Source organism: Streptomyces sp. 2323.1, assembly GCF_900221035.1.
Lineage (GTDB): Bacteria > Actinomycetota > Actinomycetes > Streptomycetales > Streptomycetaceae > Streptomyces > Streptomyces sioyaensis.
This window is the reverse complement of record NZ_LT907981.1, coordinates 1,846,142-1,866,944: the sequence shown is the minus strand read 5'-3', so window position 1 is coordinate 1,866,944 and position 20,803 is coordinate 1,846,142. Positions and strand designations below refer to the sequence as shown.

Sequence of the window (20,803 nt, the reverse complement as noted above, 5' to 3'; positions counted from 1 at the left end):
TGATCCTTCACTACGGTGCGCGCGAGGGGGCAGGGACAGCGGCGAGGTCGGCTCCGGCGCCACGGTCCCGCTCCACCAGGGCCTGCCGGAGCAGTTCCAGACTGCGGGTGACCGAACCGCACTCGTCGTGATGGACCGGGAACAGCACGGTGCGGCGGTCACCGCCGGCCAGCCGCTCCGCGCATCCGGTGAGGGTGCGCAGCGGTCCGACCACCACGATGTACAGCCAGCCCAGGCAGGCGCCCCCCGCGGACAGGGCGAGCAGCCCGGCCAGCATGGTGCGTGCCTGGACCTGATACGCCGCCAGTTTGAGCGCTGCGGCAGGCTCGGCGGAGACCACCCGCCAGCCGAGCCCGGCGGCAGGCCCCTTCAGTGCCAGTGGCACGGCGGCCGCGACCGACAGGCCCTCGCCGGGGGCCGTCCCCGCGTGCAGTACGGCCGATGCCGGGTTGCCAGGGCTGCCGGGTGCCGCGTCGGTCTTGGCCACCAGACGGGTGAGGCGCCGGCTGGGAAGGGGCTCGAAGGCTTCAAAGCCGACGCTGGCCGCGAGCACTCTGTGGTGCTCGTCGGTCAGCCACACCTTGCCGAGCCCGGGCCGGGTCACCAGGTCGTTCAGCTCGTCGACGCCGATCTCTGCGACGACCACGGCCGGGGCAGTGTCCTCGGCCTTCTTGGCACCCTTGGCGTGTTTGGCCGCCGGAATCCGGGCGTAGGCGGCGATCGCGGGGATCTTGCCCGACGTGTTGACCTGGGTGATCCCGTCGCCGGTGGGAGGGACGAGAGTGCGCAGCGGCTGCTCGCCCACTTGCCGCACGACGGCACCGGTACGGTCCAGCACATACAGCGACCGGAACGTCGGATGGTCGTCGTGTTCGCGCCGCAGCACCTCCGCCGCCCGCTCGGGTCGCGCACCGGAGAGCGCTGACGCCGCCGCCGCGAGGTCGGTGCGGCTCCGGCCGAGGGACCGCTGCACCCGGTCGGCGGCGGCCTCGGTGCGGGCCCGCTGGTCGGCGACGGCAGCAGCCGGTACGGCCTTGGCTGCCGGTACCCGGTTGAACAGGAACAGCAGCGGCACCCCCCATGCGGCGATCACGAGGGCGCAGACGAGCACCAGAGCACGGACACCTGGGCGGCGCCGCACCGGCTGCACCGGCTCCGGTCCCGTCTCGCCGAGCAGTTGGCGGCGTATCGACTCCAGCGCCCGGCCGATCCTGCCCGGCTCGTCGAACCCGTCAACCGGCACCGGCCGCGCCAACTCCGCACGGTCCCCCGGCATGTCGCCGACACCCTTGGCCAGCCGGGCAGCGGACAGATGCAGCCGCAGCAGCGGACGCTGCAGCGTGCCCCACAGCACCAGGGTGACCAGCACGGCGATCACCACGAGCGCGCCCGCGGCCACGAGGGCGAACCACATATGGTCGCCTCCCGCCTTCACCGGAGGCACCTCCCGGGCCGTCAGGACGGTCAGTCCCAGGCCGGAGGCGTCGTCCTTGCCGTCCGCCGCGGTGACCGACGCCCACCCCGTGACCCTGCGCAGCCCGTCGTGACCGTCACCGAGCACGCTGCCCGAGACGTCGCCGGTGTGGACTCCGGTGTGCGCGGCGTTCGCCGCAGCGGCAGGCAGCGCGCGGTGGTCGGCAGCAGCCGCCACGCCCGCGCCGGTGGTGGGGGCGGAAGCACACACCTTGCCGTTCCGGTCCACCAGTTGCCCGGTGCGCCCCGCCCCGTACACCGCTGGAGCAGCGACCTTTTCCGAGACGACGAACAGGAGTCCGCGTGACTCCGCGTCCTGCTCCCCTCTCAGGTCGCCGGCCTGATCCTGGTTCTCGTCCTGCTTGCGGCCCGCAACGGGGACGCTCACCCGGGCAAAGAGCAACAGCCGCGGCGCGCCACTGCCGGAACCGACCACCCGGGGCGCGATGTTGCCGGTATCGGGCCGCGCCAGATCCTTCGCATCCACCCCGGTCAGCGGCACCTTTTCCCCACTGGCCGCCAGCGGTTTGCCGGTGCGCGGGTCGAGCAGCACACCGCCCGCCGCAGGGTGGCCGGTCGGGAGGAGGGACCGCAGAACTGCCGCCGGTTTACTGCTGCCGGCGGGTGTGGCCGACGCCGCGGAGCGGCGCACGGCCCTGGCACTTGCGTTGATGGAGGTCCCGACCGAGTCGGCGGCATCCTGGGCGATCTGGCGTTCCGCGTCGCTCAGGGCCTGGGGCACATCCTGTTCGTGAACGGTACCGAGACCGAGAGCGGTCAACGCGGAAACTGCCAGCAGGGCGCAGAGCAGTGCGGCGATCGGTGGGCGGACGCCTCCGAGCATGGGCATGTCGGCGCGGCGTCGGGTGCGGTGCGGACGGGGCGCGCGGGCAACAGCGAGCAGGGCAGCGTCCTCTCGGCATATGGGGGTGGCCGTGCGGCAACTCAAACAGTATGAATACTGGGAACACAGGATAATCACAAGGTTGTTCATGCTGTGCCCGGATTGCCGGCCCGTACAACATGGGGCTCAACTCGCCCTCGGAAGCGGCCGCTTATGCGTCTTTCGACCCCATCCCGACATGGGGGAATTTCCAACGCACCGGTCGCCAGGGCCGGTTCCCGCCCGTTTCCGCTCTGCGTTCGGCGCCTCACGCAGAGTCGCGATGGCGCTGAAGTTCGCCCCCGAAACGGCCCCTTCCCGAGTAAATCCGCAAATCCACAAGGGCTGGTCGGAGCGGTCAGTAGTTACGAACTGCCGCGTAATAAAAGCGCTCAGTGAATACGGTGAGCAAAGCCGAAGCAAACCTGGATCCGATGGCTGCCATCCGGCGATGGCGCGAACCAGTCGCCTCCCACAGAGGCCTTCTGGTCGGGTCTGACGCTCCCTCAGCCCTCGTGTTGAGGCAACGGAACGGTCGCTCACGCCGACCCTCCGCCGGCTTGGACCTTGCTGCTGCAACTGGTTGCCTGAGGTTGCCGAATGGGCCGCCGCTGACAACTGACACCGGCCCAACCAGGGGATTTCCCCGTTGCGCATCCCGTATGGGCACCCGACGTTGCTCAACTCGGAGGCATGCTCCGCGAGCGCCGACAGACAGCTCCCCACACATATGGGTCCAGCGAAAAGGTCACTCACCGAGGCCCGGCGACGGACGGTGTACGAAGTCGACACCGCGCAATTCCGGACGCGTCATGAGCGCTCACCTCACCCACCGCCGTGGATAACTCCCTGCCCTATCAAGTGGGTTGGCTTGGCAATGGCAAAACTGCATATACGATGACCGCCAGCCGATCGCTGATCACGTGGCGATCACCACCATGGAGGGGGGCTGCCCATGAAGCACGCACGAAGGCGCCACAGTCGGTTGCGCACCCGGGTCGCCGGTACCACAGGACTACTGACCCTCGCCCTGGGCGCCGGGATCGCGCCGGCCACCGCCGCGGAGAAGACCGCCCATGCGACCACGGCAGCGGCCATGGACACAGCGGCGTCCGCGGAAACGGAAGCGGCCGTGGAACCGCCCCAGGCCCCGGGCCAGCTGACTCTCCCGGCCCCGACCGGTCGCCATCGCGTTGGGACGGTCGACCTCCACCTGCGCGACTCGTCCCGCATGGATCCCTGGGTGCCCGGACAGCAGCGCGAGCTGATGGTCTCGCTGTGGTACCCGGCCACGCACACCAGCCAGTACCCCGCCGCACTCCTCCCCAACAGCCAGCAGGTGCTGCCGGGCGGGGTGACCCTGCCCACCACAGCCGGGCACACCGGCGCCCCGGTCGCCCGCAAGGACGGCAAGCTGCCGGTGCTGCTGTACTCGCCCGGCGGGCGTGGGAACCGTGCGACGGGCACGGCACTGGTTCAGGACCTGGCCAGCCGCGGCTACTTGGTCGTCACCATCGATCACACCCACGACACCAACGATGTGGTGTTCCCCGGCGGGCGACATGAGCCGAGCATGCTGCCGCCAGGCACCAAATCGCGCGACTTGATCGACGTCCGGGCGGCGGACAGCCACTTCGTCATCAACCAGCTGGCCGAGATCGCCCGCGGCCACAACCCGGACGTGGAACACAAGGCGCTTCCCCACGGGCTGACCCAGGCCGTGAGCACGAAACACATCGGGATGTTCGGTGCCTCCCTCGGTGGCGGATCAGTGGCCGCTGCCATGCACGCGGACTCCAGGATCGACGCCGGCGTGAACCTGGACGGCCAGCTCTTCGGCCGGTCGGAACACCAGCGGCTCGACCGCCCCTACATGCTGTTCAGTTCCGAGCACCACAACCGCAACACCGACCCGAGCTGGGCGCGGCTCTGGGAAAACCTGCACGGAGAGCGGCTCGACCTGAAGCTGCGCGGCTCCGGGCACAACTCCTTCGTCGACAACCAGGTCCTGTTCCCCCAGGCGCCGGGCGCATTCGGGGTAACCCCGGAAGTAATGCAGCAGGCACTCGGCACGATCGACCCCAACCGCTCCATCGAGGTCCAACGCACCTACGTCGCCGCCTTCTTCGACAAGCACCTGCGCGACCAGCACAGCAGCCTGCTCGACGGCCCCTCGCGGCATTACCCGGAGGTCGACTTCATCCGCTGAACCGACCGGAGGCCACCGTCGGCAACTACACCGTCGGCCACTGCACGGGCGCCGGTATGTCACGGCCGGTACGCCCCGACCGCACGCTGAACCTGCCGCACACGCTCGACGGATAAGACGTAGAAGGAGAATCATGGCCAGAGCAGCCCGGTGTCTTGCGGCTCTCGTGCTGCTCATCTCCGCCCTCCTCCTTCCCGAGGCTCTCCAGCCCACCGCCGGTGCCGAGGCGGCTGCGCTGCCGTACCCGACGCGCTCCGACTACCGCATCAAGGGCATCCAGCCGGACTTCTGGTCCCCCAAGGACGAGATCGCCGGCAACAACGCCGGCGGCGTCTCCATGAACCTCGTCTGGGCGGACTGGGAGCGAACTGCCGAAACAGCCCCCTGCGCCGCCGGTGAGCAGGAGTTCGACGGCCGCTGCTTCACCATCCGGCCCGAGGTGGACGCGGCCATCAAGGAGTGGACCGACCGGGGCATGGTGGTCACCGCCATCGTCTACGGCACGCCCGACTGGGCCCGTCAGGGCCGACCCTGCGAGCCGGCGCCCGGCTATGAGTTGTTCTGCGCACCCAAGGACCCTGCCGACTTCGGACGGTTCGCCGGCATGCTGGCCCAGCGTTACGACGGACTCCACGGGCACGGCCGGATCGCCGACTTCGTGATCGACAACGAGGTCAACACCAACACCTGGTTCAACATCGGCTGCGGAAGCGGCAAGCCCTGCGACACCACGCAATGGCTCGATGAGATCGCGGCGAACTACAACGCCGCCTACGACCGCATCACCGTCCAGCAGCCCACCGCCAAGGTACTGACCTCACTGGACCACCACTTCGGCACGGCATACGACCGCCCCTCCGACCACGACGCGACGCTGTCCGGCATGACGGTGCTCAAGGGCCTGGCTGCCCGGACGGGATCGCGCCAATGGCGCGTCGCCTACCACCCGTACGCCCCCGACCTGTTCACCTCCGCCTTCTCTGCCGACGACTTCCCCAAGGTCACCTACGGCAACATCGGCGTAGTGGTGGGCTGGCTGCGCCAGCAGTTCCCGCACACCCCCTCCGCCTGGACGATCCAGCTCACCGAGAGCGGCATCAACTCCGGAGACCGGTCCAACGAGTCACAGCAGGCCACCGCGGTGTGCGACGCCTTCCGCAATGTGCTCGGCACACCGGACATCGAGAGCTACATCTACCACCGGATGCAGGACAACCCCGCCGAGGGCGGCCTCAAGCTCGGCCTCCGCAGACAGGACGGCTCCGCCAAACCCGCGTGGGCCACGTGGGCCCTGGCCAACCGCAACGACCTGCCCGCACCCCAGCTCTCCTGCGGATTCGAGCACCTGCCGTACACCCTGCTGCGCCGCGGCTACCGCCCCGACCGCGGACACGTCGCCTCCTCCCGGCTGCTGCCGCCCGGCTTCACCCAGGAGCAGACCTGGAAGCTCCTGCGCCACCAGGCGCCCGACACCACCATGCTCTACGAGTGCAAAACGGCCGGCCACACGCTCCTCACCCGCGACCCCGGCTGCGAAGGCCAGTTCCCCATGGGACCCGTCGGCTACGTCCACACCAACCAGGTGAGCGGGTCGGTCCCCCTCTACCGCTGCTACACCCCTTCCAGCGGAGACCACTTCGTCTCCAGCGCAGCCGACTGCGAGGGCCATACCCGGGAGTCCTTGCTGGGTTACGCGTTTCCCTGACGCAGCGACATCCGCCCCTCAGATGTCCCGAAAGATCTCGATCTGCGCCCCGATCGAGTTGAGCCGTTCCGCCAGGTCCTCGTAGCCGCGGTTGATGACGTAGACGTTGCGCAGGACGGAGGTGCCCTCGGCGGCCATCATGGCCAGGAGGACGACGACGGCCGGGCGCAGGGCCGGGGGGCACATCATTTCCGCGGAGCGCCAGCGGGTCGTGCCGTCGACCAGTACCCGGTGCGGGTCGAGCAGCTTGACCTGGGCGCCGAGGCGGTTGAGGTCCGTCAGGTAGATGGCGCGGTTGTCGTAGACCCAGTCGTGGATGAGGGTCTGGCCCTGGGCGCTGGCCGCGATGGCCGCGAAGAAGGGGACGTTGTCGATGTTGAGGCCCGGGAAGGGCATCGGGTGGATCTTGTCGATCGGGGCTTGGAGCTTGGAGGGGCGGACGGTCAGGTCGATCAGCCGGGTGCGGCCGTTGTCGGCGGCGTACTCCGGGCTGCGCTCGTGGTCCAGGCCCATCTCCTCCAGGACCGCCAGCTCGATCTCCAGGAACTCGACCGGGACGCGGCGGATGGTCAGCTCGGACTCGGTGACAACTGCCGCCGCCAGCAGGCTCATTGCCTCGACCGGGTCCTCGGACGGGGCGAAGTCCACATCGCGTTCGATGTGCGCGGCGCCGTGGACGGTGAGCGTGGTGGTGCCGATGCCGTCGACCCGGACGCCCAGCTCCTCCAGGAAGAAACACAGGTCCTGGACCATGTAGTTGGAGGAGGCGTTGCGGATGACCGTGACGCCGTCGTGGCGGGCGGCGGCCAGCAGCGCGTTCTCCGTGACGGTGTCGCCGCGTTCGGTCAGCACGATGGCGCGCTTGGGGGCGACGCTGCGGTCCACCTCGGCGATGTAGGTGCCGTCGGTCGCGGTGATCTCCAGGCCGAAGTGCCGCAGCGCCGTCATGTGCGGGGTCACGGTCCGGGTGCCGAGGTCGCAGCCGCCCGCGTAGGGCAGCTTGAAGTGGTCCATCCGGTGCAGCAGCGGGCCGAGGAACATGATGACGCTGCGGGTGCGGCGGGCCGCCTCGGTGTCCATCGAGGCGAGGTCGAGCTCGGCGGGCGGAACGATCTCCAGGTCGTTGCCGTCGTTGATCCACCGGGTCCGTACGCCGATGCTGCCCAGCACTTCGAGGATGCGGTAGACCTCCTCAATGCGGGCCACCCGGCGCAGAGTTGTGCGGCCGGCGTTCAGCAGCGTGGCGCACAGCAGCGCCACGCAGGCGTTCTTGCTCGTCTTCACGTCGATGCCGCCGGACAGCCGGCGGCCGCCGACCACCCGCAGATGCATCGGCCCGGCATAACCGAGCGAGACGATTTCGCTGTCGAGCGCCTCGCCGATTCGGGCGATCATCTCAAGACTGATGTTCTGATTCCCGCGTTCGATGCGGTTGACCGCACTCTGGCTGGTGCCGAGAGCCTCCGCAAGCTGCGTCTGTGTCCAGCCACGGTGCTGCCGGGCGTCACGGATGAGCCTGCCGATGCGTACGAGGTAGTCGTCTGCCATGGGGTGACCGTATCTCAGATATGAGATGGATACGCAATTGCCATTGCCTGGGTTGTTCTCCTACTATGCGAACAATTGAAGGGGAGTCATAAGGGACGTCATAAGGGGAGTCATGAAGAGTGTGCTGCGATCCGTCCCGCCTCTGACCGGCCGGCCGCGGGCCCTGGTTGCCGCCGGCCCCTTCCTTGCCGTGCTCGTGGCGTTCGCCGGCATCTATACGGCGGTGTCCGGCCGGCTGCCCGATCCGCTCGCCACCCATTTCCGGTACGGCGGCCAGGCCGACGGCTTCACCTCGGTCCAGGGCTTTCTGACCGGATCCCTCGCCCTGTTCCTCCTCCTCGGCGCCGTGGTCGGCCTCCTCATCCAGCTGCGGCCGGACGCCCCCGAGGTGCCGTGGGTGATCGCCGGCGGCTACGCCACCGCCGCCGTAACCGGTTACGCCGTCTGCGTGACGCTGCTCAGCAACGCCGACGTGGCCGATGTATCGGCCGTCCGGGTGCCGCAGTGGGAGCTGTTCCTCAGCCTCGCAGTCGCGCTGTGCGCCGGGGCGCTGGGGCGACTGCTCGCCGGCGCGGCGCCTGCCGCGCCCCGGCGGCCGCGCGGTGCGGTGTCCCGGCTCGACCTTCCCGCCGCCGCGACGGCCGGCTGGTCGCGCACCATCAGCTCGCCGCCGCTGGCCGTACTGGGCGGTCTGCTGCTCGCCGCCGGGCTCGTCGTCGGCCTCGTCGCCGGCTGGATCGCCGGCGCGGGCCTGCTGTTCGGCGCTGCCGTGTCCCTGCCGCTGGCCTCGGTACGGGTGACCGTGGACCGGCGCGGGCTGACCCTCGCGCCGACGCTGCTGTCCTCGCGGTGCCATTTCCGGCGCATACCCCTGGACCGCATCGAGGAGGCCGGCAGCCGACGGATCGCCTGCTTCGCCGAGTTCGGCGGCTGGGGCTACCGCATCCGGGGCGGCGGCAGCGGCTTCGTGCTGCGCTCGGGGGAGGGCATCGTGGTACGGCTGACCAGCGGCAGGGAGTTCGTGGTGACGGTCGATGATGCCGCGACCGCCGCCGCACTGCTCAATACGTACACCGACCGCGCCCGTTCGCGGCAAGGAGGCTGAGGTGCTCTTCCGGGTCGATCCCGGCTCGTCCGTCCCGCTCGGCGACCAGATCGCGGCCTGTGTCCGCGGCGCCATCGCCGACGGCACGGTGGACGCCGGGGAGCGGCTGCCGGCCGCCCGCGAGCTCGCCGGGTCCCTCGGCGTGAACGTCCATACCGTGCTGCGCGGCTATCAGCGCCTCAAGGAGGAGGGGCTGATCGAACTCCGCCGCGGGCGCGGTGCGGTGGTCACCGGTGCCGCCACACCCGCGCGTGCCCGCCTCGGGGAGACCGCCGAGCGGCTGATCGCCGAGGCCCGCCATCTGGGGCTCTCCGACGAGGAGATCGTCACGGTGGTACGGACGGGGCTGGCGGGGCGGTGAGTACGGGCGGACGCGGCGGAGGGTGCACCCGGGCCGGCTCCGCCGCACCACCCGGGTCGGCTCCGCCGCACCACCCCGGCCGGCTCCGCCGCACCGCTCGTTCACGGGCCGTCCGGTGCCTCGTCGCCAGGTGCCGGCCGGAGCGTGCGCAGGCCGCGGACCTGCGGGGAGAGCAGCGCGGCGGCCGTGGCGAGGACGATCAGCGCGGCGCAGCCGGCGAGCGTACGACCCACGCCGAGGTGTGCCGCGACCGGCCCCGCGACCAGCAGGCCGAGTGGTGCGAAGGCCAGTGAGCCGAACCAGTCGTACGAACTGACGCGGGACAGCGCCGCCTCGGGGACCTCCCGCTGGAGGGTCGTCGCCCACAGCACCCCGAAGACGTCGGCGGCGATACCCGAGCCGAACATGGCGAGCGCGATCAGCGGCACCGGTGCCCGCACGGCGAGCAGGGCGATCGGGAGTGCCGCCGGGAAGGTGGCCAATACGGCGACCAGGACCGGACGGTGCACCCGGAGGCGGGCGGCCAGTCCCGCGCCCAAGATGGTGCCCAGTGCCTGCGCGGCCACGATCAGGGACCAGGAGCGCGCACCGCCCAGCCCGCCTTCGGTCGCCAGCGGTCCCAGCACCCCGGCGTTGGCGTTGAGCGCGGCGACGACGACCGCGTACTGCACCACGACGACCCACAGCCACTGCCGCCTAGCGAACTCCCGCCAGCCGTCCCGCAGTTCCGACCACCCCGACGCCCTCGGCCGGACCCGTGCGGACAGCCGGAGGCAGCGGATCAGCAGCGCGCTCACCACGAAGGAGGCGGCGTTGAGGGCCAGCGCCCAGCCGGCGCCGACGAGTGCCACGACCACACCGGACAGCGCCAGCCCCAGCAGCATCGAGCTGTTCATGCCGACCCGCAGCAGTCCGTTCGCCCGTTGCAGCCGTCCGGCGGGGACCAGCAGCGGAATGACGCCGTCCATCGCGGGGGAGAACAGCGCGGTGGCCGTCCCCGCCAGCGCGGCCAGCGAGCAGAGCGCCCACAGCGGCGCCTGCCCCGTCAACACCATCGCGGCGAGCCCGGCGTAGGCGGCCGCGCCCACGAGATCGGCGACGATCATCAGCCGGGAGCGCGACACCCGGTCCGCCAGCACCCCGCCGACGAGGACGAACGCCAGCTGTGGCACCGCCTGACAGGCCAGCACCAGCGACAGCTGCCCGGGGCCCGCCCCCGGCAGTGCCAGCACCGCGAAGGACAGCGCCACCCGGGCGAAGCCGGTGCCGAGGACCGAGATCGTACGGGCGGCGGTGAGCAACACGAACCGCCGGTCGCGCCAGAGGGGTGGGCCGGCGGGCAGCGCGGTCAGCGTCGGGGACGGGCAAGGGGGCGCGGGTTCCGGGGTGGCCGTCACGGCGTCAGCGTAGGACCAACTGCCCTACCCCGTACGGGGTCTGGGCATCGGTGGAGGCCAGCCTCCCCCGACGGGCCCGGCCTCCTCAGTCGTCGAGGAACGTCAGGTCCAGCCGCTCCAGGCGTGCCGGATCGGCGAGGATATTGATCTCGACGACCTTCCCGTGGGCGATGGTGAAGCCCATGACGGAGAGCGGCACTCCGCCCGGCGCCGTGACCAGCCCGGGTGCGCCGTTGACCAGCGCCGGCCGGGCGAACGGCGCGAACCGGGAGAACATCAGCGCCTGTTCGACGACCGCGCGTGCTCCGCGGACCAGCTTCGACAGCCCGCCGCCCGCGGCACCGGCGTCGGCGCGCAGCACCACGTCCGGGTCGAGGACGGCGAGCAGTGCATCGAAGTCGCCGCCGCGGGAGGCGGCGAGGAAGGCGTCGACCACCTCCCGCTGCCGGGCGAGATCCGGATCGGGGGCCGGGGCGGTGCCCTGCACGCGCCGCCGGGCCCGGCTGGCGAGCTGCCGGGCGGCGGCGGGCGTGCGGTCGACGATCGGCGCGATCTCGTCGAAGGGCATCGCGAACATGTCGTGCAGGACGAAGGCCAGCCGCTCGGCGGGGGAGAGGGTCTCCAGGACGACGAGCAGCGCCAGCCCGACGGAGTCGGCCAGCACCGCCGCGTCCTCCGGGCCGTCGGCGTCCAGCCGGCGCACGACCGGCTCGGGGACATGCACTTCGAGCGGGTCCTCGCGCCGTGCCGTGCGCCGGCGCAGCTGGTCCAGGCATACCCGCCCCACGACCGTCGTCAGCCATCCGCCCAGATTCTCCACGCCGTCCGCACCGGACCGGTCGAGCCGCAGCCAGGCCTCCTGGACGGCGTCCTCCGCCTCGGTCAGCGACCCGAGCATCCGGTAGGCCACCGCCCGCAGATGGCTCCGGTTCTCCTCGAAGCGCTCCGCCAGCCACTCGTGCTCATCCATCGCTCGCATCCTTCCCCCGTTTTGCTCCCCGACAAGGTCCGTCACCGTACTGACGCATCCGGCGGGGCGCATGTGACAGGAGGGAGGCTACGGGCAGGTTTCCCCTGCCCGTAGCGCGCGTATGGGGGTGGGGCGCCGGTCAGCCCTCGGCGATCTCGCGGACCTCGGCGGTGACCGTCAGGTGCTCCGGGTGGATCTGCAGGAACCGCTTGGTCCACTCCAGGGCCTCGGCCTTGTCCTTGCACTGGGTCAGGGCGTAGCCGCCGATGACCTCCTTGCTCTCGGTGAACGGCCCGTCGCTCCAGTGGAGCTTCCCCTCGGACCAGGTGACCCGGGTGCCCTCGGAGGTCGGGGTGAGGCCGGCCGTGTCCAGCATGACTCCCGCCTTGGTGATCTCCTCCAACAGCTCGGCCATCCGCCCCTCGAACTCGGGGCCGGGGCCCTCGGCGGGGGCGTTCTGCTCGTCGATGCGGATCATCGTCAGAAAGCGCGGCATGGTCACTCCTCGGTCGGGAGGGCGGGGCTGGTCCCCGCCTCTCACCCTTGCGTCGAACGGGAGACGGCCGGATCGACACCTTTCCCGGAATTCTTCGGAGATTTTTCCGGGGCGGCCACCGCAGCGTCTCCCGGGCGGCGGGAATCCGCGGAGCACGCGCGCAGCCCGGGCGTCGCGGCACCCACCAGAGCGACCGCGCCGAGGCACAGCAGACCGCCGCTGACCAGGGCGGTCACCCCTGACGTGGCGTCGGCCAGCAGGCCTCCGCGGACATTGCCGAGGTCCGGCCCGGCCTGCCCGACGATCTGTTCCGCGGCGCCGACCCGGCCCAGCAGTGCGTCGGGGGTGTGCCGCTGGACGAGGGTGTTGCGGGACACCACGGACACGGTGTCGGCCGCACCGGCCAGGACCAGGAACCCCAGTCCGGCCCATGGGTGGGTCGAGAGGCCGAACAGCGCGAGCGCCCCGCCCCACGCCGCCGATCCGCCGAGCATCACCAGGCCGGGACGGGAGCACCGGGTGAAGGTCCCGGAGAGGACGGACGCGGCGAGGCCGCCGGCCGCGAGGGCGGTCAGGAACAGCCCGAGGGTGCCCGGGCCGCCGGCGAACCGTTCCGCGTTGATCAGGGGGAACAGGCTGATCGGCATCGACAGGACGGTGGTGGCCAGGTCGGTGAGGAGCGCCCCGCGAATGACGGGCGTGCGGACCAGGAAGGCCAGGCCGTCCCGTACACCGCGCAGGCCCGGCCGGGCCGGCTCGTCCCCGGGGCGCATCGGCGGCAGGCCCCGCGCACCGTGGAGCGCCGCGGTGAAGGTGAGCGCGTCGACCAGGTAGCAGCCGCCGACGCCCAGCCCGTCCAGGAGCAGCCCGCCCAGTGCCGGTCCGGTCAACATGGCGCCCTGGAAGGCGATCCGGCGCAGTGCCAGCCCGGCCGCGCGCTGGTCCTCGGGAAGCAGGCGGGGGACGAACGTGCGGGCCGCCGGACCGCTGCCGGCCCCGAAGCAGGACTGCACCGCGACCAGCAGCAGTACGCCCGCGGCCGGGAAGTGCCCGAGCAAGCCCTGCACGGCGAGCAGCAGGGAGCAGACGGCCTGGCCGCCGGTGGTGACCAGGTAGCACGTCCGCCGGTCCACCCGGTCGACGACGGACCCTGCGAAGAGCCCGAGGGCCAGGAGCGGAACGGCCCCGGCAAGGCCCACCGCGCCGGTCCAGGCGGTGCTGTGCGTCATCTGCCAGATCTGGAACAGCACGGCGACGCGCGTCATCTGGCTGCCGAGCCCGGAGAGCGCCTGGCCGACCCAGAGCCGCCGGAACGGTGCCGACGAGCGCAGCGGGCGCACATCGAGGAGGGCCCGCCTCACTCCCATGCCGGGTCCGCCGCCAGCCTCTCGGCGATCCGGTCGTGGAAGCTCTTGCGTGCGAGGGCCTGCTCGATGTCGGTGACGACCCGGCTGAGGGGGTAGGGGATCTCCGCCTCGATCTCGGCGAGCGCGGCCTCCGTGGCCCGCCACTCCGCCGCCAGCCGGCCGGCCACGCGGCGGGCGTCGTCCGTGAGCGTCACCTTCTTGCTGCGCGCATCGTCGCCCGGCACGGTCCGGACCCAGCCGGCCGCGCGCATCGCGGCCACCTTCTGGCTGAGCGCCGAATGCGTCCGGCCGACCGACGCGGCCAACTCGGTGATGGTCATCGGCCCCTCGGCGTGCAGCCGGAGCATCTCCAGCACATAGCTCGGCTTGAGCCCGTCGATCTGCTTCTCCGCGTAGATCCGGGCGATGTCCGCGTCCATCGAGGCCTGAAGCAGCCGCAGCGGCCGCCATCGGCTGTGGTGGGTGGGGTCGGGCGTCGGGTCCGTTTGCGTCATGAGCAAACCGTAACAGCGCTTATATAAATGCTGTTGGATTTCTCCCGCCTTCCTTGTGCCCCGGAAGGCGGCGGCCGCGAGGAGGGTGTCGGCGGGGTGAACGGCAGGCGGCGATGGCGAATGCGCGAAGGTCAGGGCATGACCCCGGCGCGGCGATGTATTAGAGTTATCTCGACATCGAGATATCTACCGAGAGGCGTACCGCTGCCGCGCCAGTAAGGCATGCCTAAGTTAGGCCAACCTTAGTGGATGGGGCAAGGGGCTGTGACGGCAGCATTGCGGCGGTACGCGCGAATTCATGCATGAAGGAGACTGTCGTGTCGGCGAACAGCTTCGACGCCCGCAGCACGCTGCAGGTGGGCGACGAGTCGTACGAGATCTTCCGGCTGGACAAGGTGGAGGGCTCGGCCCGCCTCCCGTACAGCCTGAAGGTGCTGCTGGAGAACCTGCTCCGCACCGAGGACGGCGCGAACATCACCGCCGACCACATCCGGGCGCTCGGCGGCTGGGACTCGCAGGCCCAGCCCAGCCAGGAGATCCAGTTCACGCCGGCCCGCGTGATCATGCAGGACTTCACCGGTGTGCCGTGTGTCGTGGACCTCGCGACCATGCGTGAGGCCGTCAAGGAGCTCGGCGGCGACCCGGCGAAGATCAACCCGCTGGCCCCGGCCGAGCTGGTCATCGACCACTCCGTCATCGCCGACAAGTTCGGCACGAAGGACGCCTTCGGCCAGAACGTCGAGCTGGAGTACGGCCGCAACAAGGAGCGCTACCAGTTCCTGCGCTGGGGCCAGACCGCCTTCGACGAGTTCAAGGTCGTCCCGCCCGGGACCGGCATCGTCCACCAGGTGAACATCGAGCACCTGGCCCGTACGGTCATGGTCCGCAACGGCCAGGCCTACCCCGACACCCTCGTCGGCACCGACTCGCACACCACCATGGTCAACGGCCTCGGTGTGCTGGGCTGGGGCGTCGGCGGCATCGAGGCCGAGGCCGCGATGCTCGGCCAGCCGGTCTCGATGCTCATTCCGCGCGTCGTCGGCTTCAAGCTGACCGGTGAGCTGAAGCCCGGCACCACCGCCACCGACCTCGTGCTGACCATCACCGAGATGCTGCGCAAGCACGGTGTCGTCGGCAAGTTCGTCGAGTTCTACGGCGAGGGCGTCGCCGCCACCTCGCTGGCCAACCGCGCCACCATCGGCAACATGTCGCCGGAGTTCGGTTCGACCGCCGCGATCTTCCCGATCGACGACGAGACCCTGAACTACCTGCGCCTGACCGGCCGCGACGCCCAGCAGGTCGCGCTCGTCGAGGCGTACGCCAAGGAGCAGGGCCTCTGGCTCGACCCGGCCGCCGAGCCCGACTTCTCCGAGAAGCTGGAGCTGGACCTGTCGACGGTCGTCCCGTCGATCGCCGGCCCGAAGCGCCCGCAGGACCGCATCGTCCTCGCCGAGGCCGCCACGCAGTTCGAGCGCGATGTCCTCAACTACGTCTCCGACGCGGACGAGGCGGGCGAGGAGTCCTTCCCGGCCTCCGACTCCCCGGCCGCCGCCAATGGCGTGCCGAGCCGTCCGACCACGGTCACCGCCCCCGACGGCTCGACGTACGAGATCGACCACGGTGCGGTGACGGTCGCGGCCATCACCTCCTGCACCAACACCTCGAACCCGTACGTCATGGTCGCCGCCGCGCTGGTGGCCAAGAAGGCGGTCGAGAAGGGCCTGACCCGCAAGCCGTGGGTCAAGACCACCCTCGCCCCGGGCTCGAAGGTCGTCACCGACTACTTCGACAAGGCCGGGCTGACCCCGTACCTCGACAAGGTCGGCTTCAACCTCGTCGGCTACGGCTGCACCACCTGCATCGGCAACTCCGGCCCGCTGCCGGAGGAGGTCTCCAAGGCCGTCAACGACCACGACCTGGCCGTCACGTCGGTGCTCTCCGGCAACCGTAACTTCGAGGGCCGGATCAACCCCGACGTCAAGATGAACTACCTGGCGTCCCCGCCGCTGGTCGTCGCGTACGCCCTCGCGGGCTCCATGAAGGTGGACATCACCAAGGACGCACTCGGCACCGACCAGGACGGCAACCCGGTCTTCCTGAAGGACATCTGGCCCTCCGAGGCCGAGGTCAACGACGTCGTGGCCAACGCCATCGGCGAGGACATGTTCAACAAGTCCTACCAGGACGTCTTCGCGGGCGACGCCCAGTGGCAGGCGCTGTCGATCCCGACCGGCAACACCTTCGAGTGGGACCCGCAGTCCACCTACGTCCGTAAGCCCCCGTACTTCGAGGGCATGGCGATGGAGCCGTCGCCGGTCCAGGACATCGCCGGTGCGCGCGTCCTGGCCAAGCTGGGCGACTCGGTCACCACCGACCACATCTCCCCGGCCGGTGCGATCAAGGCCGACACCCCGGCCGGCAAGTACCTCACCGAGCACGGCGTCGAGCGTCGCGACTTCAACTCCTACGGCTCCCGCCGTGGTAACCACGAGGTCATGATCCGCGGCACCTTCGCCAACATCCGCCTGCGCAACCAGATCGCGCCGGGCACCGAGGGCGGCTTCACGCGTGACTTCACGCAGGAGGACGGCCCGGTCTCCTTCATCTACGACGCGTCGCAGAACTACCAGGCCGCCGGCGTCCCGCTGGTCATCCTGGCCGGCAAGGAGTACGGCTCCGGCTCGTCCCGCGACTGGGCCGCGAAGGGCACCGCGCTGCTCGGCGTCAAGGCCGTCGTCGCCGAGTCCTACGAGCGCATCCACCGCTCGAACCTCATCGGCATGGGCGTCCTCCCGCTGCAGTTCCCGGAGGGCCAGTCCGCCGAGACCCTCGGTCTGACCGGCGAGGAGACCTTCGCCGTCTCCGGCGTGACCGGGCTGAACGACGGCACCACGCCGCGCACCGTCAAGGTCACCACCGACAGCGGTGTCGAGTTCGACGCGGTCGTCCGCATCGACACCCCCGGCGAGGCGGACTACTACCGCAACGGCGGCATCATGCAGTACGTGCTGCGCTCGCTCCTGCGTAAGTAAGTCCCCCGCGGCAGCGGCAGCAGGACGGGCCGCACTCCCTCGGTCGAGGGGGTGCGGCCCGTCCCGTTTTCACGGCGTCGGTATTTACGGCGTCCCGAGCAACTCGACCTCGGCCAGGGTGCCCTTGTGGTCGGGCACCACCCGGTAGTGCCGGTAGCTGCCCGGCCGGCTGATGCCGAAGACCCGGGTCTGGTGGTCCCAGGTGAAGGACTCCCCCTCGCGATGGTCCAGCCGCGTCCACTGCTCCCCGTCGGCGGAGCCCTCCAGCGTCCAGCCCGACGGTGCCGAGGCGCGGTCCGCCGACGTGAAGGTGTATGACGTGACCGTGGCGGGCCGGGCGAGGTCCACCGGGGCATCGGTCAGTTCGGCCGAGGTGTCCGAGGTGTTGTCGTACAGCGGGCCGCCGCCGGGGCCGGTCAGGTCCCGGGGCGGGGCGGGGACCTTGTCGTCCGTGGTGATCGAGGTGGGGGCCGCGTGCGCGCCGGTGCCCCAGGCGGACGGCTCGGGGCCCATGGTGAAGTCCAGGGTGCCGCCGCGGGCCAGGAGGCGGTGCGGCAGGGCGGTGGAATTCCACGGCTTGCCGTTGAGCGTGAGCTGCTGGACGTAAATGTTGCGTGGGGAGTTGTGCGGGGCGTTGATGGTGAGATCGCGGCCGTTCTCCAGATGGACCGTGGCCTTGGTGAACAGCGGGGAGCCCACCGCGTATTCGCCCTGGCCCATCACCAGCGGATAGAAACCCAGCGCGCTGAAGACGTACCACGCGGACATCTCACCGTTGTCCTCGTCGCCCGGATATCCCTGGCCGATCTCACTGCCGAGGTAGAGCCGGGACATCGCCTCGCGGACCTTTTCCTGGGTCTTCCAGGGCTGCCCGGCCGCGTCGTACAGGTAGCCGATGTGGTGCGCGGGCTGATTGCTGTGCCCGTACATGCCCATCCGGGTGTCGCGGGCCTCGGTCATTTCGTGGATCACCTGGCCGTAGGAGCCGGCGAATTCCCTGGCCGCGGTCTCCGGGGTGGAGAAGTAGGCGTCCAGCTTCTTGGCCAGGCCCGGGCGGCCACCGTAGAGGTTGGCCAGCCCCCGGGTGTCCTGCGGCGCGGTGAAGGCGGCGGTCCAGGCGTTGGTCTCGGTGTAGTCGTAGCCCCAGACACGGGGGTCGAACCGGTCCGCGGGCAGCCGCCAGTTGCCGTGGGCATCCTTGCCCTGGAAGAAGCCGGACTTTTCGTCGAAGAGCTGGACGTAGTTCTGGGCGCGGCCCAGGAAATACGCCGATTCTTCCTTGTAGCGGGGCTTTTTGGTCTTCTCGTAGAGGGCCTGGCCCATACGGGAGATACCGAAATCGTTGAGATAGCCCTCCAGCGCCCAGGACATTCCCTCGCGGGTGTCGGTGCTCGTATAGCCGAGGAAGGGGGACGTGGTCATGCCCTTGCGGCCGACACCGGGGTTCGGCGGGGCGACGGTGGCGTTCTTGACGGCCGCGGCATAGGCAGCCTCGGCGTCGAACTTCACGCCCTTGAGGTAGGCATCGGCGAAGGCCACGTCGGAACTCGTACCGGTCATGAGGTCCGCATAGCCGGGGGAGGACCAGCGGGAGATCCAGCCGCCGTCCTTGTACTGCTGCACGAAGCCGTCGACCATTTTCCCCGCGCGTTTCGGCGTGAGCAGGGAATAGGCGGGCCAGGTGGTCCGGTAGGTGTCCCAGAAGCCGTTGTTGACGTAGATCTCACCGTCGACGATCTTCGAGCCGGTGTGGGTCGGGGTGTCCTGGCCGGTCTGCGGCGAGAACGGGCTGGCATAGCGGCTGCGCGAACCGACCTTCTCGAAGCCGGAGTTGGGGTAGAGGTAGAGGCGGTAGAGGTTGGAGTAGAGGGTGGTGAGCTGGTCGCGGCTGGCGCCCTGGACCTCGATCCGGCCCATGAGGCCGTCCCACTGCGCCTGCGCCCGGCCCTCGATATCGGCGAAGGTGGCATCGGCGGGGATCTCCCGGGCCAGATTCGCCTTCGCCTGGTCCACGCTGATCAGGGAGGTCGCGATCCGCATGGTCACGGTGCGGTCCGCGCCGGGCCGGAAGCGGAGATAGCCGGTGACGTCCTTGCCCCCGGTGCAAGCACCGGCTCCACTGGAGCGGCTGGCGCCGCACCCCTCGTTGGCGAGCCGGCCGCCGCCGGTGACCGGGGCGTCGAAGGTGCCGTAGACGAAGAGCCGGGTGGCGCCGACCGACAGCCCGCTGCGGACGTCCGAGAAGCCGGTGACGATGCCGTGCTCGGTGTCCAGGCTCAGGCCGCCCTTGTTGTTGACGTTGTCGAAGATCAGGCTCGCCCGGTCGCCGGGGAAGGTGAAGCGCATCAGCGCGGCGTGATCGGTCGGGGTGATCTCCGTCTTGAGGCCGTTGTCGAAGGTCACGCCGTAGTAGTGCGGCTTCGCGGTCTCGTTGCTGTGGTGGAAGGGCAGCGCCCGGCCGGTGCGCGAGGCGTCCGGGGTGCCGGCCGCGACGGACGGCATGACCTGGAAGGTCTGCCGGTCGCCCATCCACGGGCTCGGCTCATGGCTGGCGCTGAAGGCCTGCAGGGTGGGCAGGTTGTCGGCGTTGTTCTTCCGCGCGTACTCGTAGAGCCAGTCGGCGGAGCCCGCGTTGGTCACCGGGGTCCAGAAGGTGAAGCCGTTGGGGACGGCGGTGGCGGGGAAGGTGTTGCCGCGCGAGAAGCTGCCGCTGGAGAGCGTGCCGCGGGTGGTGACGGCGTAGTCGGAGAGGTGCCCGAGCGGCTTGTCCGGGGCGGCGGGGCCGAGGGTGAGGTCATCGACCCAGCCGCGGAAGGCCGTGGTCGTCCGCGGGGCCCGCGGCGCGTCGTAGGCGACCAGGATGCGGGCGACCGTCTTGCCCGCGGCGACCGCACCGATCCGCGACTCCCGGTGGTTCCACTGGTTGACGTAGAGCGTCTTGGAGGCGCCCTGCCCCTGCGGGGTCAGCGGTGCGCCGTGCTGGTCGACGGCGGACAGCTCGCTGAGGTAGGTGCCGTCGGTGAAGGCCAGATCGAGGGCGGCATGGGTCGCCGGGTAGTCCGGATCGCTCCGTGCCATCTCCGGAAAGATCTCGTACGAGAGCGAGGTGGCCGTGGTGACGGGGATGCTGACCTCGAAGACCTTGTTGTACGCGTAGCCGTGGCCGTCGGCGGTGTGGGTGCCGGCGTAGCGCAGCGCATGGCCGCCGCTGAAGCCGGCGTGCGCCTTGGCGGTCGGGGAGTCGCCGGGGCCGGTGTCGACGCCGGTGATCATCCCGGGCGCTGCGGGGGCGGTTTCTTGGGTGACGCCTAAGACCCTGGGCTTTCCGTCGGGGCCGGTCTCGACGGCGTCGTTCCAGTCCGGCTGCGGGTCGCCGGCCTCTAAGGACGAGCGGAACTCCGTGGCCCCGTGGGGTCGTTGGGGCGGTGCGGCCTGGGCGGTGCCGGCCGGCCCGGGCCCGGTGACGAGGAGCAGAGCGGCCGCCACGAGGGCGGCGGGGCGGGCGATCCCGCGCAGTGGACGGTGCCGGTGTCTGAGCCGCACGCGAGCCCTCTCAACCAGGGTGACATCGTTGTCAGTTGGGTGGCGCCAAGCCAAGCAGAGACAAGTAACGTGCGTGGGGGCTTTGGTGTCAAGGGTGGTGCCGAGATCGGTGGGTCGGCCGTGCCGGCCGGCGCGCCCCGGGGGTGACGACCGGAAAATCCCCCGCATACCGGGGAGGTCTCAACTAGGGAAAGACTGCCGCCCGACCCTGCGTTCGATC

General features: G+C 70.4%; 13 protein-coding genes. 5 read left to right on the top strand and 8 right to left on the bottom strand.

The genetic code is table 11. From position 1 onward, the window contains the following. Positions 1 to 10: 10 nt before the first annotated feature. Positions 11 to 2,323: a HAMP domain-containing protein gene (locus CPH93_RS07420; protein ID WP_096212351.1), complete on the bottom strand. Its 2,313-nt coding sequence runs from the start codon at positions 2,321 to 2,323 to the stop codon at positions 11 to 13. Between the two features lie 988 nt (positions 2,324 to 3,311). On the opposite strand from CPH93_RS07420, the gene CPH93_RS07415 reads away from it, so the two are divergent. Both CPH93_RS07415 and CPH93_RS07410 read left to right on the top strand, forming a co-directional pair. Further along, positions 3,312 to 4,565 (top strand): alpha/beta hydrolase family protein, encoded by a 1,254-nt coding sequence (locus CPH93_RS07415; protein ID WP_231977222.1) that lies wholly within the window; start codon positions 3,312 to 3,314, stop codon positions 4,563 to 4,565. A 133-nt stretch (positions 4,566 to 4,698) separates the two neighbouring features. Continuing rightward, positions 4,699 to 6,270, top strand: a complete 1,572-nt coding sequence (locus CPH93_RS07410; protein ID WP_096212349.1) for a DUF5722 domain-containing protein — start codon at positions 4,699 to 4,701, stop codon at positions 6,268 to 6,270. Positions 6,271 to 6,288: 18 nt separating this feature from the next. Here the strand turns inward: CPH93_RS07410 and CPH93_RS07405 are convergent, their stop codons facing one another. Then, on the bottom strand, positions 6,289 to 7,818 hold the full coding sequence (locus CPH93_RS07405; protein WP_096212348.1) for a helix-turn-helix domain-containing protein: 1,530 nt from the start codon (positions 7,816 to 7,818) through the stop codon (positions 6,289 to 6,291). A 112-nt stretch (positions 7,819 to 7,930) separates the two neighbouring features. On the opposite strand from CPH93_RS07405, the gene CPH93_RS07400 reads away from it, so the two are divergent. Both CPH93_RS07400 and CPH93_RS07395 read left to right on the top strand, forming a co-directional pair. Then, a complete protein-coding gene (locus CPH93_RS07400; protein ID WP_096212347.1) occupies positions 7,931 to 8,923 on the top strand; it encodes a DUF1648 domain-containing protein in 993 nt (330 codons plus the stop codon). Position 8,924: 1 nt separating this feature from the next. After that, positions 8,925 to 9,284 (top strand): GntR family transcriptional regulator, encoded by a 360-nt coding sequence (locus CPH93_RS07395; protein ID WP_006602478.1) that lies wholly within the window; start codon positions 8,925 to 8,927, stop codon positions 9,282 to 9,284. A gap of 101 nt (positions 9,285 to 9,385) precedes the next feature. Here CPH93_RS07395 and CPH93_RS07390 read toward each other — a convergent pair whose 3' ends face one another. From CPH93_RS07390 to CPH93_RS07370, 5 genes are all read right to left on the bottom strand, one after another. Then, entirely contained in the window at positions 9,386 to 10,681 is a 1,296-nt protein-coding gene (locus CPH93_RS07390) for an MFS transporter (protein WP_096212346.1), read from the bottom strand. A gap of 85 nt (positions 10,682 to 10,766) precedes the next feature. Beyond that, complete coding sequence (gene sigJ / locus CPH93_RS07385) at positions 10,767 to 11,651, bottom strand: RNA polymerase sigma factor SigJ (protein ID WP_096212345.1); 885 nt, start codon at positions 11,649 to 11,651, stop codon at positions 10,767 to 10,769. Positions 11,652 to 11,790: 139 nt separating this feature from the next. Further along, complete coding sequence (locus CPH93_RS07380) at positions 11,791 to 12,147, bottom strand: YciI family protein (protein ID WP_096212344.1); 357 nt, start codon at positions 12,145 to 12,147, stop codon at positions 11,791 to 11,793. A 41-nt stretch (positions 12,148 to 12,188) separates the two neighbouring features. Beyond that, complete coding sequence (locus CPH93_RS07375; protein ID WP_231977221.1) at positions 12,189 to 13,514, bottom strand: MFS transporter; 1,326 nt, start codon at positions 13,512 to 13,514, stop codon at positions 12,189 to 12,191. Beyond that, positions 13,505 to 14,008, bottom strand: coding sequence for a MarR family winged helix-turn-helix transcriptional regulator (locus tag CPH93_RS07370; RefSeq protein ID WP_096212342.1), 504 nt, complete (start codon positions 14,006 to 14,008; stop codon positions 13,505 to 13,507). Before CPH93_RS07370 ends, CPH93_RS07375 begins: the two co-directional genes overlap by 10 nt. 317 nt (positions 14,009 to 14,325) lie before the next feature. Here CPH93_RS07370 and acnA point away from each other — a divergent pair, with 317 nt between their 5' ends. Further along, positions 14,326 to 17,040: an aconitate hydratase AcnA gene (gene acnA, locus CPH93_RS07365; protein ID WP_093485895.1), complete on the top strand. Its 2,715-nt coding sequence runs from the start codon at positions 14,326 to 14,328 to the stop codon at positions 17,038 to 17,040. Between the two features lie 84 nt (positions 17,041 to 17,124). On the opposite strand, the gene CPH93_RS07360 is transcribed toward acnA, so the two are convergent. Continuing rightward, positions 17,125 to 20,583 carry a GH92 family glycosyl hydrolase gene (locus CPH93_RS07360; RefSeq protein ID WP_096212341.1) on the bottom strand — a complete coding sequence of 1,153 codons (3,459 nt, stop codon included), beginning with the start codon at positions 20,581 to 20,583 and terminating at the stop codon, positions 17,125 to 17,127. Between the last annotated feature and the right edge of the window lie 220 nt (positions 20,584 to 20,803).

Excerpts from the sequence above, each read along its gene's own strand:
- CPH93_RS07420 (WP_096212351.1), bottom strand. The coding sequence starts at position 2,323 with ATGCCCATGCTCGGAGGCGTCCGCCCACCGATCGCCGCACTGCTCTGC.
- CPH93_RS07415 (WP_231977222.1), top strand. The coding sequence starts at position 3,312 with ATGAAGCACGCACGAAGGCGCCACAGTCGGTTGCGCACCCGGGTCGCC.
- CPH93_RS07410 (WP_096212349.1), top strand. The coding sequence starts at position 4,699 with ATGGCCAGAGCAGCCCGGTGTCTTGCGGCTCTCGTGCTGCTCATCTCC.
- CPH93_RS07405 (WP_096212348.1), bottom strand. The coding sequence starts at position 7,818 with ATGGCAGACGACTACCTCGTACGCATCGGCAGGCTCATCCGTGACGCC.
- CPH93_RS07400 (WP_096212347.1), top strand. The coding sequence starts at position 7,931 with ATGAAGAGTGTGCTGCGATCCGTCCCGCCTCTGACCGGCCGGCCGCGG.
- sigJ (WP_096212345.1), bottom strand. The coding sequence starts at position 11,651 with ATGGATGAGCACGAGTGGCTGGCGGAGCGCTTCGAGGAGAACCGGAGC.
- CPH93_RS07380 (WP_096212344.1), bottom strand. The coding sequence starts at position 12,147 with ATGCCGCGCTTTCTGACGATGATCCGCATCGACGAGCAGAACGCCCCC.
- CPH93_RS07375 (WP_231977221.1), bottom strand. The coding sequence starts at position 13,514 with ATGGGAGTGAGGCGGGCCCTCCTCGATGTGCGCCCGCTGCGCTCGTCG.
- CPH93_RS07370 (WP_096212342.1), bottom strand. The coding sequence starts at position 14,008 with ATGACGCAAACGGACCCGACGCCCGACCCCACCCACCACAGCCGATGG.